This window comes from Duganella sp. LjRoot269, from assembly GCF_964254095.1.
Taxonomy (GTDB): domain Bacteria; phylum Pseudomonadota; class Gammaproteobacteria; order Burkholderiales; family Burkholderiaceae_D; genus Rugamonas; species Rugamonas hordei.
Map to the genome: position 1 here is coordinate 286,843 of NZ_CAXUSL020000001.1, position 15,884 is coordinate 302,726.

The 15,884-nt window shown below is 65.3% G+C and carries 15 protein-coding genes; 4 read left to right on the plus strand and 11 right to left on the minus strand.

Going from position 1 to position 15,884, the window contains the following annotated elements:
- Window positions 1-5: 5 nt before the first annotated feature.
- Complete coding sequence (locus ACSQ3S_RS01125; RefSeq protein WP_436141353.1) at window positions 6-1,748, minus strand: ABC transporter substrate-binding protein; 1,743 nt, start codon at window positions 1,746-1,748, stop codon at window positions 6-8.
- A gap of 109 nt (window positions 1,749-1,857) precedes the next feature.
- Here ACSQ3S_RS01125 and ACSQ3S_RS01130 point away from each other — a divergent pair, with 109 nt between their 5' ends.
- On the plus strand, window positions 1,858-3,096 hold the full coding sequence (locus tag ACSQ3S_RS01130; RefSeq protein ID WP_413447483.1) for a nucleoside recognition domain-containing protein: 1,239 nt from the start codon (window positions 1,858-1,860) through the stop codon (window positions 3,094-3,096).
- An 11-nt stretch (window positions 3,097-3,107) separates the two neighbouring features.
- Entirely contained in the window at window positions 3,108-4,625 is a 1,518-nt protein-coding gene (dacB, locus tag ACSQ3S_RS01135; protein WP_436141354.1) for a D-alanyl-D-alanine carboxypeptidase/D-alanyl-D-alanine endopeptidase, read from the plus strand.
- Here the strand turns inward: dacB and ACSQ3S_RS01140 are convergent.
- Entirely contained in the window at window positions 4,592-5,491 is a 900-nt protein-coding gene (locus tag ACSQ3S_RS01140) for a LysR family transcriptional regulator (protein ID WP_436141355.1), read from the minus strand. The two genes, dacB and ACSQ3S_RS01140, sit on opposite strands and share 34 nt — an antisense overlap.
- Window positions 5,492-5,601: 110 nt before the next feature.
- Between ACSQ3S_RS01140 and ACSQ3S_RS01145 the strand changes: the two genes are divergently transcribed.
- A complete protein-coding gene (locus tag ACSQ3S_RS01145; RefSeq protein ID WP_436141356.1) occupies window positions 5,602-6,579 on the plus strand; it encodes an aldo/keto reductase in 978 nt (325 codons plus the stop codon).
- A 3-nt stretch (window positions 6,580-6,582) separates the two neighbouring features.
- Here the strand turns inward: ACSQ3S_RS01145 and ACSQ3S_RS01150 are convergent, their stop codons facing one another.
- From ACSQ3S_RS01150 to ACSQ3S_RS01175, 6 genes are read right to left on the minus strand one after another with little or no spacing between them, the layout of a single operon-like run.
- Complete coding sequence (locus ACSQ3S_RS01150) at window positions 6,583-7,194, minus strand: M15 family metallopeptidase (RefSeq protein WP_436141357.1); 612 nt, start codon at window positions 7,192-7,194, stop codon at window positions 6,583-6,585.
- A 16-nt stretch (window positions 7,195-7,210) separates the two neighbouring features.
- Complete coding sequence (locus tag ACSQ3S_RS01155) at window positions 7,211-8,068, minus strand: N-acetylmuramoyl-L-alanine amidase (RefSeq protein WP_436144977.1); 858 nt, start codon at window positions 8,066-8,068, stop codon at window positions 7,211-7,213.
- Window positions 8,069-8,096: 28 nt separating this feature from the next.
- On the minus strand, window positions 8,097-8,990 hold the full coding sequence (locus tag ACSQ3S_RS01160; protein ID WP_436141358.1) for an N-acetylglucosamine kinase: 894 nt from the start codon (window positions 8,988-8,990) through the stop codon (window positions 8,097-8,099).
- A gap of 14 nt (window positions 8,991-9,004) precedes the next feature.
- Window positions 9,005-10,663 (minus strand): glycoside hydrolase family 10 protein, encoded by a 1,659-nt coding sequence (locus ACSQ3S_RS01165; protein ID WP_436141359.1) that lies wholly within the window; start codon window positions 10,661-10,663, stop codon window positions 9,005-9,007.
- Window positions 10,664-10,705: 42 nt separating this feature from the next.
- Window positions 10,706-11,968: an MFS transporter gene (locus tag ACSQ3S_RS01170; RefSeq protein WP_436141360.1), complete on the minus strand. Its 1,263-nt coding sequence runs from the start codon at window positions 11,966-11,968 to the stop codon at window positions 10,706-10,708.
- Window positions 11,969-11,982: 14 nt separating this feature from the next.
- Window positions 11,983-13,347, minus strand: a complete 1,365-nt coding sequence (locus tag ACSQ3S_RS01175; protein ID WP_436141361.1) for a PLP-dependent aminotransferase family protein — start codon at window positions 13,345-13,347, stop codon at window positions 11,983-11,985.
- Window positions 13,348-13,455: 108 nt separating this feature from the next.
- Between ACSQ3S_RS01175 and ACSQ3S_RS01180 the strand changes: the two genes are divergently transcribed.
- The gene (locus tag ACSQ3S_RS01180; protein WP_436141362.1) at window positions 13,456-13,953 is read left to right on the plus strand and encodes a globin domain-containing protein; all 498 of its coding nucleotides are present in this window, start codon (window positions 13,456-13,458) and stop codon (window positions 13,951-13,953) included.
- 3 nt (window positions 13,954-13,956) lie between these two features.
- Here the strand turns inward: ACSQ3S_RS01180 and ACSQ3S_RS01185 are convergent, their stop codons facing one another.
- From ACSQ3S_RS01185 to ACSQ3S_RS01195, 3 genes are all read right to left on the minus strand, one after another.
- The gene (locus tag ACSQ3S_RS01185) at window positions 13,957-14,718 is read right to left on the minus strand and encodes a hypothetical protein (protein ID WP_353401686.1); all 762 of its coding nucleotides are present in this window, start codon (window positions 14,716-14,718) and stop codon (window positions 13,957-13,959) included.
- A gap of 10 nt (window positions 14,719-14,728) precedes the next feature.
- A complete protein-coding gene (locus ACSQ3S_RS01190; protein WP_176653320.1) occupies window positions 14,729-14,926 on the minus strand; it encodes a hypothetical protein in 198 nt (65 codons plus the stop codon).
- A gap of 105 nt (window positions 14,927-15,031) precedes the next feature.
- Window positions 15,032-15,883 carry a sugar phosphate isomerase/epimerase family protein gene (locus ACSQ3S_RS01195; protein ID WP_436141363.1) on the minus strand — a complete coding sequence of 284 codons (852 nt, stop codon included), beginning with the start codon at window positions 15,881-15,883 and terminating at the stop codon, window positions 15,032-15,034.
- Window position 15,884: the final 1 nt, after the last annotated feature.

Genomic DNA, 15,884 nt, shown 5'->3' on the forward strand with positions numbered 1-15,884 from the left:
AAAGCTCAGCGCGCACTGTGTGCGACTACGTCCAGATAACGCCAGTTGGTGAATTCGACCGGATGGCGCTGGTAATTCTTCAGCCACGGCTGCTGCAGGTCGGCCGAAATCGGATGCGTCAGCAACACCCAAGGCGTGTAGGCGTGGATGATCTGCGCCAACTCGTCGTACAGCGCGGTGCGCTGCGGCGAGTCGCCCATGCTGCGGGTTTGTTCGTAGCGCTGGTTGTAGGCAGGCAAGTTGAAACGGGCGTAGTTGGCGCGGCCGCTGTTGGGGCCGTACAGCAGCTGATAGAAATTGTCGCCGTCGGGAAAATCGGCAACCCAGTTGGTTTCAAACATCATCACCGAGCCGAGGCGCGAGGCCTTGATGATCTCGGTTTTCTTGTCGCTCTTGAACACCACCTTCAGGCCGATGGCGCCCAGGTTCTTGCGCCACAGCTCATCGCGCAGGCGGCCCACGGTCGACGATTCGCTGTGCATCACCAAGGTCAGCGGCTTGCCGTCCGGCTGGGTGCGGAAGCCGTCGGCGCCCTTGCGGTAGCCGTAGCGGTCCAGCAGCGCGTTGGCCAGCGCCGGGTCGTAGGTCACCGGACTGCGGTAGGCCGGATCGTAACCCAGCACGTTCGGCGGCAGCGGCGTGACGGCCGGAATCGCCAGGCCCTTCTTCATCAGCGCCACATCTTCGGCGCTGTTGTAGCCCAGCGCGACGGCGCGCCGCAAAGCCACTTTCTCCTTGCTATAACCACCGATCAGCGGATCCTCCATGTTCATCCACATGTAGTAGGTCTGCAGCACGGCGAAGGGTGACAGCACCATGCCTTTTTTGGCCAGCTCGGGCTTCAGCGTGGGCTTGATGTCGGCGGTCAGCACCAGGTCTTTCATCGATTCCGGCAACTGTTCGAGGAAATCGAATTCGCCGTTCAGGAAGCCCAGCACGCGCGACTGGTATTCCTCGACGATCTTGATGTCGACACGGTCCAGCAGCGGCACGCGCCGGCCCTGATACATCGTCGGACGGAAGTCGCGATTGGCCAGCAGCGTGATCTGGTCGCTGTGCTTCCACGTGCCCATCATGAACGGACCGGTGCCGACCGGATGGTTGCCGGCCTGCGCGCCGTAGGCCTCCATCACTTCGCGCGCAACCACGCCGGTGGCCGGCACCGCCAGGTAGAACAGGAAATTCGGATCAGCGGCCTTGAGGCGGATGCGCAGCGTGAATTTGTCCACAGCCCGCAGGCCGGCTATGGCGGTGCCGTAGCTGAAGTGCGTCTTCAACGCCTCATCGCCAGCGATCTTGCCTTCCAACAGGAACAGCCAGGGCGATTTCAGCGCCGGATCGTACAGGCGCGTCAGGCTGTAGACGTAATCCTGCGCGGTGACCTGGCGGCGTGCGCCCTTGAACGCCGGGTCCGGCGTGAAGTAGACGTCCTGGCGCAACTGGAAGGTGTAGGTCAGCCCATTGTCTTCGACGGTTGGCATGGCGGCCAGCGTGTTGGCCTGCAGTTTGACCGGACGCGCCAGGTAGTCGTAGCGCAGCAGCGGGTCGAACAGGTTTTCCAGCAGGCTCAGGCTGGCGATGTCGGAGGCGACCGCCGGATCGAGGCCGGTTTCGCCGGTGCTGAGGAAGGCGTGCAGGACTTTAGGCTCGGCTGCCGGTGCAGCGGCGGCGGCGGTAGGGCCGCCCGCCAGCGCCAGCATCAGCGCCAGCACCAGCTCCATCGGGGCTGCGGCATAACTTTTCAGCATAAGGTCCATCCCACATCGCATACGGTAAAGCGGCAGCTTATAGCTTTTTTCGCTTGCTTACCCGCTATACTTTGCAAATCCCCTACTGCTTTCAGGAAAATTTCTAGATATGTCGCTCAATTACATCTGGTCCGGCTTCTTCCTGGTTGGCTTTGCCGCCGCGCTGGCGCAGTTCCTGTTGACGGGCGATACGGAAATCTTCAAACGCATCATCGACGGCACGTTCGACTCGGCCAAGGCCGGCGTGATGGACATCGCGCTGCCGTTGGCCGGCGTGATGACACTGTGGCTGGGCATCATGAACATCGGCGAGAAGGCCGGCGCCATCGACCTGCTGGCGCGCCTGATCGCGCCGTTCTTCTCGCGCATCTTTCCCGGCGTGCCGAAAAACCATCCGGCCACCGGCCACATGGTGATGAACTTCTCGGCCAACCTGCTGGGCCTGGACAACGCCGCCACGCCGTTCGGCCTGAAGGCCATGGAAAGCCTGCAGACGCTCAACCCCAGCAAGGACGAGCCGACCGACGCGCAGATCATGTTCCTGGTGCTGCACACCTCCGGCCTGACCCTGATCCCGCTGGCCATCATGGCGCAGCGCTCCATCCTGGGCGCGGCCGACCCGTCCGACATCTTCATTCCCTGCATGATCGCGACCTACGTGGCCACCGTCACCGGCATCATCGTCGTCGCCATCCGCCAGCGCATCAACCTGTTTAACGGCGTGGTGATGAGCTGGCTTGGCGGCATGACGGCCGCCATCGCCGGCGTGGTGTTTTACTTCACCCACTACCTGAGCAAGACCGAGATCGAAATCGTCTCCAAGGTGTTCAGCAACCTGGTGCTGATGATCGTCATCGCCGGCTTCATCATCGGCGCGCTGCGCAGGAAGGTGAACGTCTACGAAGCCTTCATCGAAGGCGCCAAGGGCGGCATGCAGACCTCGATCACCGTGATTCCCTACCTGGTCGGCATGCTGGTGGCGATCAGCGTGATCCGCAACGCCGGCGTGTTCACCTTCGTCGTCGACGGCTTCAGCTGGCTGTTCGGCCACCTCGGCATCAACACCGATTTCGTGCCGTCGCTGCCGACCGCGCTGATGAAGCCGCTCAGCGGCAGCGCCGCCAAGGCCATGATGATCGATACCATGCGCACCTACGGCGTCGATTCCTTCGTCGGCCGCCTGGCCTGCGTGTTCAACGGCTCGGCCGACACCACCTTCTACATCGTGGCGTTGTACTTCGGCTCGGTGGGCATCCGCAAGACGCGCTACGCGATCTCGTGCGGCCTGATCGCCGATTTCGCCGGCGTCATCGCCGCCATCTTCGTTTCCTATCTCTTTTTCCATTGAACAGGATCGCCATGTTTCGTCGCCTCCTATTCGCCGCGCTGATCGCCGCCGGCGCCGTCCACGCCGCCGAGCTGCCGGAGCAGGTCGCCAGCCTGCTGCAGGCGGCGCATATTCCGCCGGAAGGCGCCGGCATCGTCGTGCTGCGCGGCGACACCGCGCTGATCTCCCACAACGCGCAGCAGAGCATGCAGCCGGCGTCCACCATGAAGCTGTTCACCACGCTGACCGCGCTGGAGCAGCTGGGGCCGGCCTTCCGCGCCCGCACCGAGTTCCGCACCAGCGCCGACGTGGTGGACGGCGTGCTGAAGGGCGACCTGGTCCTGCGCGGCGGCGCCGACGCGGACCTGAACGAGGACGTGCTGCTGCACATGCTGCAGGCGCTGCGCAACCAGGGCATCCAGAAGATCAGGGGCGACGTGATACTCGACCGCCAGCTGTTCCAGCCGGCACGGCCGGACGTGGGGCAGCCGCCGTTCGACGAGTATCCATGGGCCTACTACAACGTCATTCCCGATGCGCTGCTGATCAACACCAACCTGCTGAAGGTCGAGATGCGCTCGACCGGCGCCAAGCTGGCGCTGGTGATGATGCCGGAGATGGACAAGGTCAGCATCCGCTCGGAGATGAAGCTGACCGACGCGCCATGCGCCTCGTGGGAAAAGGACTGGCGCACGCCGGACACCAGCCGCCACGGCGACAAGATCGAAGTGGTACTGCATGGCAGCTTCCCCAAGGACTGCATCAAGTCGACCAGCATCGACGTGCTGGATCACCATGACTACCTGGAGCGCCTGCTGCGCGCCACCTGGCGCAAGCTGGGCGGCAGCATCAGCGGCCAGGTGCGCGAGGCCGACGCCCCGGTGTCCGCAGTGCCGGATGCCACCCCAGCTACGGCGTCCCGCCTGCTGGCCGAGCACCTCTCGCGCCCGCTGCCCGAAGTGCTACGCGACATCAACAAATTCTCCGACAACACGCTGGCCCGCGCGTTGTTCCTGTCGCTGGGCAGCCTGGAAGCCGATCCCGTGCTGGGCAGCCGCCCGCTGGCCGCCGACGCCAGCCTCGCCAGCACGCCGATGCGGGCCGAAACGGCGATCCGCGGCTGGCTGCAAAACCACCGCATCGACGGCAACGGCCTGGTGTTCGACAACGGCTCCGGCCTGTCGCGCATCGAACGCGCCACGCCGGCGCAGCTGGCCGGCGTGCTGCAAGCGGGACTGAACAGCCTGTGGACGCCCGAGTTCATGTCCAGCCTGCCGATCGCCGCCACCGACGGCACCATGCGCAAGCGCCTGAAAGACGGCCCCGCCGCGCTGCGCGCGCGCATCAAGACCGGCAGCCTGAACGGCGTGATCGCCATCGCCGGCTACGTGCCGGACGCGAACAACCAGCTGTGCGTGGTGGTCGCCATCCTGAACGACGAGCACGTCGCCAACGGCGCGGGCCGCACCGTGCTCGACGGTGTCATCGACTGGGTGGCCCGCTCCGGCGGCGGCGCTTATTCTCCCGGCAATCCTTCCTCAAGCAAATAATCAATGAACGCCCGCACCTTCAGCGCTAGGTGCGGGCCGGGCATGTAGACCGCGTGCACCGTGCCGGCGTACGGTGCATCGAACTCCCACTCCGGCAACACCTGCCGCACGCGCTGCTGCGCCAGCGCGGCGCGGGCCGTGAAATCGGGCACCAGGCCGATGCCGCCGTCCGCTTCCACCACCGCCATCAAGGCCCCGCTGTTGTTGATCGTCAGCCGCGACGGCACGTGCACGTTGACCGCCTCGCCATGGCGCCGCATGCTCCAGGCCTCGCCGAAACGGGCGTAACCCAGGTAGCTGCATTGATGCAGCGGCAGCTCCTGCGGCACCTTCGGCTCGCCATGCGCTTGCAAGTAGCGTGGCGTGGCCACCAGCACATAACGCACCGGCCCCAGCGGACGCGCCACCAGCCCCGGCGCCAGTTCGGTCGCGATGCGGATCGCCAGGTCCACCCCTTCCTCGATCAGGTCGATCTTGCGGTCCACCAGTTGCAGCTCGACATTAACCTCCGGATAGCGCGCAAGAAAACCGGGCAGCTTGGGCGCCAGCCATACCTGCCCCAGCACGATGGGCGCGCTGACGCGGATCACGCCGTTGGGACGGGCGCTGTAGCTGCCCGCCAGCGCATGCACCTCGCGCGCCGTGCTCACCATGCGCGAACAGGCCGCGTACACCTGCTGTCCCAGCTCGGTCAGCGACAGCGACCTTGTCGTCCGCTGCAACAGCCGCCCGCCCATGTGCGCCTCAAGCCGCGACACATGGCGGCTGACCGCCGACGTGGTCAGTTCCAGCTGGCGTCCTGCGGCAGAGAAACCGCCGCTATCGACCACCTGTGCAAAAATCGCCATCTCTTTCAGCATTTCCATCGAAGCTCTCCACCGTTGCACCTGCATCAACAATGCTTTGCATTTTAAGCGGATTGTGTATTTTTTGTGCAGTCGGCATACTGGATTCATCGCAATCGAAAGGAGTCATCATGAAACAACGCACTTTAGGCGGGCAGGGACTGACGGTTTCGGCGCAGGGCTTGGGCTGCATGGGCATGAGCAATACCTACGGACCGGCCGACCAGAACGAAGCGGTCGCCACCTTGCATCGGGCGATCGAACTGGGCGTCAATTTCTTCGACACTGCCGAGCAATACGGTCCCTACGACAACGAAGCGCTGCTGGGCCGCGCCTTCACCGGCCGCCGCGGCGAGGTGATCCTGGCGACCAAGTTCGGCTTCGACATCCGCGACCGCAAGACCGTCGGCGTGACCAGCGATCCCAAGCACATCCGCGAAAAGGTCGAAGGCTCGCTGCGCCGGCTGAACACCGAATACATCGACCTGCTGTACCAGCACCGCATCGACCCGAACGTGCCGATCGAAGAGGTGGTCGGCGTGATGGCCGAGTTGGTGCGCGAAGGCAAGGTGCGCTACCTGGGCTTGTCCGAGGCCGGCGTGGCGAACATCCGCCGTGCTCATGCGGTGCATCCGATCAGCGTGCTGCAAAGCGAATACTCGCTGTGGGAACGCAACCTGGAGGCCGACGTGCTGCCGGCGCTGCGCGAACTGGGCATCGGCCTGGTGGCGTTCAGCCCGCTGGGGCGCGGCTTCCTCGCCGGCACCGCCAAGCGCGCGGAAGAGTATCCGCCCAGCGATTTCCGCCATCTGGATCCGCGCCTGCAGGGCGAGAACTTCGACCGCAACATGCAGGCCGCCGCCATCGTGCGCGAACTGGCCGACCATCGCCTGGTCACGCCGGGACAGATCGCGCTGGCCTGGGCCATGCACAAGGGCGACGATATCGTGACCATCCCCGGCACGCGCCGCCGCAGCTATCTGGAGCAGAACGTGGCCGCGGCGGAAATCACGCTGGACGAAACCGAGATGGCGGTGCTGGACAATGCGCTGAAGCAGGTGGCCGGTCCGCGCTACAGCCCGGAGCGCATGGCCATGGTGGACCGCTAGGTTCTAGAGGACGCGGGTGTAGTCGCGGCGCACCAGCAGGCGGTCGCCGCAGTCGAAGTGCCACCACTCGCTGTTGATGCCGACCCAGCCTGCCTGGAACATGGCGTCGCGCAGCAGGCGGCGGTTGTCTATATGCTGCTGCGTCAGCTCGCCGCCGGCCAGCAGCCTGGCTTCCAGCGCCGGATGCGAACGCTCGCTGAGATCGTCGAAGCCGGTGCCCATGTCGAGCTCGCGGCCTTGGGCGTCCAGCAGGGTCAGGTCCAGCGCCATGCCGAACGAGTGGATGGAACCGCGCGCGGGATCGGCGATGTAGCCCAGCAGCTCGGTACCCTGCAACGCTTGCCACAACTGTTCCTGCACCCGCTGCGGACGCAAGGCGTCCAGCACCAGCACCTGGCAATCGGACCGGCGCTCGGCCAGCCAGGCCACCACGCGCTCCAGCGCCGCCGCCGCGTCCTTGTGCAGCCAGGCGCAATCGAGCGGCGTGTAAAGATCACGGCCGACAAAGTTATCCGGTGTCGCATAGCGCAGGTCGACGGCGATGCCGGCGATGCTGTCGAGGTGCCGGAACTCGGGATGGCCGGCGATTTCTTCACAGGTCAGGGTGGCTGGCATGCGGGCGTTCCCTGGCTTATTCGGCCGGCGTCGCGCCCTGTACCGGCGCGGCCGGTGGTGGCGGAGGCAGCACCGGCTTCGGCGCGGTCAATACGTCGAGGATGGCTGCCGTTTCCGCGTCCGGCATGCCGTCATACAACGACTGGCGATACTTGGACTGGAAGACCGTGATGACGGTGCGGGTGGCTTCATCCAGTTCGCCGGTCTGCGGCACGGCATAGCCGAACTCGGCCAGCTTGCGCTGGAACCACAACACTTCCGGCAACTGCTCCTGGAAGCCCGGCATGCGCGCGGCGACCCGGCTCGGTTCCGGCCACGTGACCAGGCCCGCGTCGGCCAGCTGTTTCCACGGGAACATCGGCCCCGGATCCTGCTTGCGCTGCGGCGCGATATCGTTGTGGCCGAGGATGTTTTCCGGCTTGATGTTGTGGCGCTTGACGATGTCCTTCAACAACAGGATCAGCTGATCGATCTGCGCCTGCTTGAACGGCGCATACACGCGCCCTTGCGGCGTTTCAGTGAAGCCCGGATTGACGATCTCGATGCCGATCGACGCCGAATTGAGCTGGTTGTAGATGCCCCAGCTGCTCAGCCCGGCGTGATTGGCCTGGCGCGATTCATCCACCAGCGTGTAGAAAAACGGCTGTTCGGTGTCCGTCAGCAGGTAGTGCGAACTGACCACGTCCTGGGTCAGGGTCCTGATCGAGCGCGGCAGGTCGCTGACCGTGTAGTGAATGATGATGTACTTGATGCGGTCGCTCTGGCTGCGCGAGGTCAGCGAGCTATCCAGTCGCGGCCCCGGGGGCGGTACGGTGGCGCAGCCTGCCAGCAGGGCCATGGCGGTGGACAAGACGGTGAGCGGGAGGATTTTCATCATAAGCGGTCTCGGCAGCGATTCAATATCAGGAGTGTAGAGCAATACGCGCGGCCGCGTGGTGCGCCTGGGCTTCTTTTTGCCGCAGTTGCTGGCCGTCAGGCAGCGCCGCGCGCATGGCCTGGGCGATCAACGGATGCAAATTGGCGGCGCGTCCGCTCAGCGCCAGCGGACGCGGACCATAGCGGCGCACTAGCGCCAGCCCGATGCGCGCCAGTTCGCCGCCGGCCTGTTCGAGGATGCCGCGCGCCACCGGATCGGCGTCGGCGCTGGCCGCGACGGCCAGCGCCAGCGTGCCGATCGCGCCCCGGTCCTGGCCGTAGATGAACTGGCGCGACAAGGCCCAGTCGCTGCCGCCGACCTGTTCGAACACCGCGCGCGCCATCGCCGACTGTCGCCAAACGCCCGGCTCCTCGTCCTCCAGCCGCCAGATGTGGCGCATTGCTTCGCGCGCGATCCAGAAGCCGCCGCCGCCGTCGTCCAGCGTCACGCCGCGCCCGCCGGCCCGATGAAAAGTCCCGTCCACATCGATGAAAGCGGCGATCGAGCCGGTGCCGGCGTAGACCAGGTAGCCTTCGCCCGGCGCAAAGCTGTCCAGGTAGGCGATTTCCACGTCGTTGCGCAAGGCCACGTCTTGCGGCGAAATCCTCAGCAGCTCGGCCAGCCATTGCGCCGGCAGCGTGGCCAGGCCGTCGAAGCCGGTCAGGCCGGCGCACACGCGCTGCGGCTGGCCGATGGCCAGCACCTGCGTCGCCAGCATCGAGAAGATGCCGCGCACCGCGTCGCGGCCCTTGGTGTCGCCCATCTGCGTGGCCGACAGGCCGGCCACGTAACCCTCGGCCACGATCCCGCCGGCCGCGTCGGCCAGCGCCCAGCGCGTCTGCGTTCCACCTGCATCGATGCCCAACCCGAGACGGTCCATGCTTGCTCCTCAGTTCAGCGCAATACGCTGATACGTTCACTCTCATTGCCCAGCCGGTCGATCGCGCTGACCACCACGGCTTGCGCCGTGCCGCCCGCCGCGTCGTCCGGCAACAGGATCACCGGCCGCGAAGCCGGCGCCACCGCGAAGCGCCACTCGTTGCCGTAGCGCGACCAGATCGCATAATGCGCCACCGGCTTGCCGCCGCCGGCCGACAACTTCAGCGCCACGCCGCCGCCTTCGCGCCGCGCCGACGCGCCCGGCGCCGCCGGCAGCTCCGACCCCAGCCACGGACTGGCCGGCGCCAGCGCCGCGCTTTGATAAGTCTGCGTGCGCAGCTGGTCGCTGATGCCCTTGCGGTTTTCCATCAGCGCCGCGATGCTGAAATGCAGATGGCCCTGCACGCCGTTGCGGCTGCGCGTCACGCCGATCTGCTTGACGATTTCTTCCGGCGCGAACGCCTTGGCGCTGTTGTCGATGCGGCTGGTGTACAAGCCCGGCCACACGTGGCGGGCGCGGGTGTTCTGCGCCAGCCAGTAGTCGAGCAGCACGCCGAACGCCTGCGGCGCCTGCTCCACCGGCCAGTACAGCTGCGGCGCCAGGTAGTCGAGCCAGCCGTTGGCCAGCCACAGTTCGGCGTCCGCGTACAGCTTGTCGTACTGGCTGAAGCCGACGATGCCGGCGGGGCGGCGGTCCGGGCGGCCGATGCCGAACGGGCTGATGCCGAAGCGCACCCAGCTCTTTTCCTTGTGGATGCCGAGGTACAGCGCCTCGATCAGCGAGTTGACGTTCTGGCGGCGCCAGCCGGAGCGGTCCAGCGTGCCCCCGCCCAGCAGATAGCGTTGCCACGACGGCTGGTCGGGGAATTCCAGCTCCTGCTTCTGGCCCACGCCGGCGTCCAGCGCCACGCCTTCCGGCGCGGCCGTATTGGCGGCCGCGTCGATCGGATATGGATAGAAATAATCGTCGATGTGGACGCCGTCGATATCGTAGCGGCGCACCACGTCGAGGATCACGTCCAGCGTGTGCTGCGACGCGGCGGACTCGCCCGGATCCATCCACAGGTAGCGGCCGTAGCTCTTGACCGCATCCGGATTGGTGTTGGCGATGTGGTTGCGCGCCAGCGGCGACTTGGCCGTCGCGTGGCGGGCGCGGTAGGGATTGAACCAGGCATGCAGTTCCAGCCCGCGCGCGTGGGCCTGCTCGATCCAGAACTGCAGCGGATCCCAGGCCGTCGCCGGCGCGCGGCCCTGCTGTCCGGTGAGGAATTCGGACCACGGCTCCAGTTCGGACGGGTAGATCGCATCCGCGCTCGGCCGCACCTGCAGCACGATGGCGTTCAGGTTCAGCGCGCGCGAACGGTCGAGGATGGCGATGGCTTCGGCCTGCTGCTTGGCTTGGGTCAGGTTGCTGCGGCTGGGCCAATCGATGTTGGCGACGGTGGACACCCAGGCGGCGCGGAATTCGCGCGGCGCCGGCGGCGGCATGTTGGGATCGACCGGCTGCGCGGCGGGCGGCGTGCCGAGCGGGCGCGGCGCCGCGCCGGGAGCGTCCGGCGCCGGCGCGGTCGGTGTGCTGGAGCAAGCTTCCAGCAGCGCCGCCACGACACCGGCCACGCCTGCGGACAAGGTCAGCCGCTTCTTCGCATTGAATTTACCAAACACCAAAACCATTCCCCGATTCAGTTGAGCACCGTATTGTAATGCGGCGGCCGCTTATTTCCTGCCGAATTCGGACGGTATGCGCACCAGCGCGGTCATGGCAAAGGCCGGCAGGGTCGAAATGCAGGCCCAAATGAAGAAATTTTGATAACCCAGGTGCTGCTGTATCCAGCCGCTGACCATGCCCGGCAACATCATGCCGAGGGCCATGAAGCCGGTACAGATCGCGTAGTGCGCGGTCTTGTGCTCGCCGTCGGCCACCAGGATCATGTACAGCATGAAGGCGGAAAAGCCGAAACCATAGCCGAACTGCTCGACCGCCAGACAGGCCGAGATCAACACGGTATTGGTCGGCAACGCGGTGGCGAGATAGACAAACACCAGGTCCGGCACGTGCATGATGAACACCATCGGCCACAGGCTGCGCTTGAGGCCGAAGCGCGAAATCACCAGGCCGCCGGCCAGCCCGCCCAGCACCAGCGCGCACACGCCGATGGTGCCGTAGACCAGGCCGAACTGCGACGTCGTCAAGCCCAGCCCGCCCTGCGCGCGCGGATCGAGCAGGAAGGGCGCCGCCATTTTCAGCAGCTGCGCTTCGCCGAGGCGGTACAGCAGCAGGAATCCCAGCGTGGCCTTGATGCCCGGCTTGTGGAAAAAACTGCGGAAGGTGGTCAGAAAATCGGCCCACAGCGCGCCGCCGGCGGCAACGCGATGGTCCGAATCCGGGCGCGGCAGGATGAACTGGTGATATGCGCACAGCAGCAGGAACAGCGCCGACATCACGCCGAACACCACCGACCAGGCAAACGCCGGATCGCCGCTGGACAGCATCAGCTGGCCGGCCAGGTACACCAGCCCGCCTTGCCCGGCGATCATCGCCAGCTTGTAGAAGGCGCTGCGCACGCCGACAAAGGCCGCCTGCTGGCGCTGCGTCGGCAAGCCCAGCATGTAGTAGCCGTCGGACGCGATGTCGTGGGTGGCCGAGCTGAACGCCATCAGCCACAGCACCGCCAGGCTCATGGCGAAAAACTGCGGCAGGTGCAAGGTCAGCGCCACCGTCGCCAGCGCCGCGCCGGTCAGCAACTGCAGCAAGACGATCCAGCGCCGCTTGGTGCCGAACAGCTCGACGACGGGCGACCACAAGGGCTTGATCACCCACGGCAGGTACAGCCAGGCCGTGTAAAACGCCAGATCGGTATTGGAAATGCCGAGGTTCTTGTACATCACCGTCGACAACATCATCACCGCCACGTACGGCACGGCCTGGCTGAATGAAATACTCGGCACCCAGGCCCAGGGGTTGCGTGCTTGTTCCATAAATCCTTTTTAACTCAATACAGCGCGCGCAGATAAAAGCAAAACGACATCAGCGACTGGCGCAGCGGGTCCGTCAGCGCGATCGACGTGTTGATGCACATGCCTTTCGACACCACCACCAGCTGCGGCGAATCGGGCGCATCCTGGGCGTCCAGCAGCGGCCAGTGCAGGCGGATTTGCGACTGGATCGCGTCGGCCGGTGTAGCGGGTGGCAGCGGCAACCAGAAACTATACCCGCCCGCCACTTGGCCCAGCTTAACAGTCTTGCCCAGCGTCAGCTGCAACAGCGCGATATATTCATCGCTGCGGCTCTTCAATTCCTTGCGGATCTTGCGCAGGTGCGGCACATGGCTGCCCTCGGCCAGAAACTCGGCCAGCAACAGCTGCGACAACTCGCTGACGCTGCTGGCCGACGCGCTTTTCAGGTATTCGACCCGTTCACGCCAGCGGCCGGCGGCCAGCCAACCGACGCGCAAGCCCGGCGCCAGTGTTTTCGAGCAGGAATTGACGTACACGACGTTGCCTTTGAGATCGAACGACTTCAGCGTCAGCGGCCGCGCGCCCTCGTGCTGCAAATCGCCGTAGACGTCGTCCTCGATAATGGTCACATCGTGTTTCTCCGACAGCCGCAGCAGGTTGCGCTTGACGATCAGCGGCATCAGCGCGCTGGCCGGGAAATGGTAATTGGCCACCAGCAGGAATACCTTGGGCGCGTCCTCGCCTTCCAGCGCCGCCTGCACCTCGGGCAGGAAACCGGGATCGTCCACCCCGCTGGTGATGGTGACCGGCACCAGCGACAAGGTCTCGAGCAGGCGGCCGAACAGCACGCCGACCGGCGCCTGCACCAGCACCCGCGCGCCGGCCTCGGTGGTCGCGCGCAGCGCCAGCAGCAGGGCTTCGGTGGCGCCTTGCGTGACGATCAACTCGTCCTCCTTCAGGAAACAGCCGTTCTCGGCGCTGCGCCTGGCCAGCTCGGCGCGCAGCAGCGGATGGCCGAAGCCCTGCGCGTAGCGGGTCGACAGGAAGGGATGGCGGCGTATCACCCGCGCCAGCAGGCTTTGCCAGCGCTGCTCGGGAAACAGGTCTTGCGCCGGCCCCCAGTTGCGCGTGGACAGCAGCGCCTCCGCCGCAGGCGCGGCGGCTGCCTGCAGCGGCTCGTCCTGCGCGACGGCCTTGACGAAATAACCCGACTTGTCGCGCGGCTCGACCAGACCCTGCCGCTCCAGCGTATGCAAGGCGTTGGTCACGGTGGCCAGGCTCAGTTGATGCTGCTGCATCAACTCGCGCACGGACGGCAGGCGTGCGTTGGGGGCCAGCTTGCCGCTGCCTATCGCCTCGGCCAGTTCATCGGCCAATACCTGATATTTGGTTCTTGCCACGCGTCGACCCTAATTTGCTTTGACCCAAGTTATAACATGCCATACCGGCCGCCTGTACATTCCCGGTTATACTTCGCTGTTGCTTTATTATCCACCACGAGCTTGCCCATGACCAAAACGTCCGCCGCCTCCACGTCACGCGCACCCAGCAAGGCCCAGGTCAAGGCCGCCGAGCTGTGGCTGCTGGACATTGGAGAGGAACAGGCCGGCATGATCAAGGCCGGCTGGCAGGCCGCGGTCGATGCGCCGGGTGATTTCGGCAACGACTTTTACCGCGCTTTGTTCACTGTCGCGCCGGGCGTGATCGGCTTGTTCTCCGGCGACATGACCGAACAGCAGGGCCGGCTGACCCACACGCTGGCCGAAACCGTGGAGCTGGTGGACCGGCCCGCCACGCTTTTGCTGTTGCTGCGCGCCTCCGGCGTGCGCCACCATCACTACGAGGTCAAGCATGCGTATTTCAGCGTCATGCGCGACGTCCTGATCGACACCATCGCCGACCGGGCCGGCGCCGTGTTCGATGCCGCGCACCGCCAGGCCTGGGTAGCCATGTTCGACAACATGGCCATCATCATGCAGGACGGCATGGCCAGCGCCGCCAAATAATTCTCAGTTGCCCCACACAGTAGTGCTGGCGCCCATCCGAAAGCTGGTCACGCTGGCGCCGCGCAGCGGCGGCGGGGTCGGCGTGGCCGACACGGCGACCGAACCGCCCACCGAAGTCCTTCCCCGGCTCAGTAGAATCCTGGCGGAACCCTTGGTCGGATGCACCAGGGTCAATATCCAGTAGCCCGCTTGCTGGGTCAGCATGATCGTCAGGTCGGCCTCGTCCTTGCCGCGCGCCTGTACCACGCTGAGGAAGCATTCCAGCTCCCCTGTGCCGGCCGTACCCAGCTCCAGGCGATGCGCTCCATTGGCGCGCTGTTCATCCACCACTTCATAGGCAGGCACTGCCGGCACCAGCGTGCTCACGCGTACTGCCTCGCTGCCGTTGACGCTCACATAGCTGTTGCTGCCGCTCGACAACGGTGCGCCGCGCGTATGCATCAGCGCGATCCTGTGGGCCACCGTCGATACCATGCGGTCAAAAATGACCGTGGTTTCCAGCGCGCGCAGAAAGATGGCCTCGCGCTCGGCATGCGACACCTGCTCGGCGCTCCGGTAGCTGTTGGTCAGATTGGTGACGCTCCAGGTATAGGCCGGCGTGCTTTCCAAACGCAGGCAATCGAGCTGCGCCGACAAATCCTGCGCCTCGCGATCGGCCACGGTCGACTTCACATATTCGTAGACAGGCGCATTGTAGAAATTGATGCTGCCGCGCGCATATTTTGCGGCAGCCGCGCCGCTCCAGGCTTTGGCCGGGTTTTCCATGCCATGCCCCTCAGGTCCTGAGGACGGCGCAAGCGTTGCCGTTGGCCCGGTCCAGCAGCAGCTGGGCCTGTTCAATCGTCTGCTTCTTGAGCAGCACGACCAGCGCCAGCTTGACCTGGAATTGGCATTGCTCCAGCACGGCGTGCGCGGTGGCGGCGTCGACGCGCGCGGCGCCGAAGATAAAGCCCGGGGTGTACTTGGTTTTCATCGAGATTCCATCGTAGTGTCAATACGACGATTGTGGGCTCGACCGCGTTTTGGAGATAGATACAGACGCCGGGGTTCGGAATAGATACAAGGCAAAAACTTGCGGTCAAGCCTGGATGCCTTGCAGATAGCGGTAGCTGGCTTCGATGCTGGCGAACGGCGACTTGGCGGCGTCGTGCTCGACGAAGTAGTGCTGGATGCCGGCCTGCCGGCGGTGTGCCAGGATGTTCTGGAAATCGATCACGCCCGGGCCGACTTCGGTGATCTCCGGCGTCGCCGCGTCAAACGGCAGCATGCCCGTGTGCGGCGGGATTTTCTTCAACTGCTTCATGTGCACCATCGGGAAGCGGCCGGGGTAGCGGCGGAAATAGTCCAGCGGATCGGCGCCGGCGGCGGCCATCCAGCACAGGTCCATTTCCATCTTCACCAGCTGCGGATCGCATTCCTTCAGCAGCAGCTCGTACGGAAGCTGCCCGCCGGCCGCAATGAATTCGAAGTGGTGGTTGTGATAGCAGAACTGCATCCCCGCCTGCCTGCACATCTCGCCGGCCTTGTTGAAAGCGTCGGCGGCGCGCTTCCACGTCTCCAGGTCGCCCCAGCCGGCCGGGTCCATCCACGCCACGACCAGATACCGGTGGCCCATGGTCCGCGCGGCGGCTATCGTTTTCGGAAAGTCGGCGCCCAGCAGCTTGTAGTCGACGTGGGCCGACGGCGCGGACAATCCCGCAGCGTCCAGCACTTTACGCACCTCGGCGGGAGAGCGGCCGAAATAGCCTGCGAACTCCACTTCCTTGTAGCCGATCGCGGCGACCTTGCGCAAGCTGCCTTCGAAATCCTGCTGCAGCTCGTTGCGCAACGTGTAGAGCTGCACGCCGAGGCGCTGCCGCTCCGCCGCGGCGTCCGCGATCGATGTCGTTGCAGCCGCGGCCAGCGCGGCGAGAAAAGTTCTTCTGTCCATG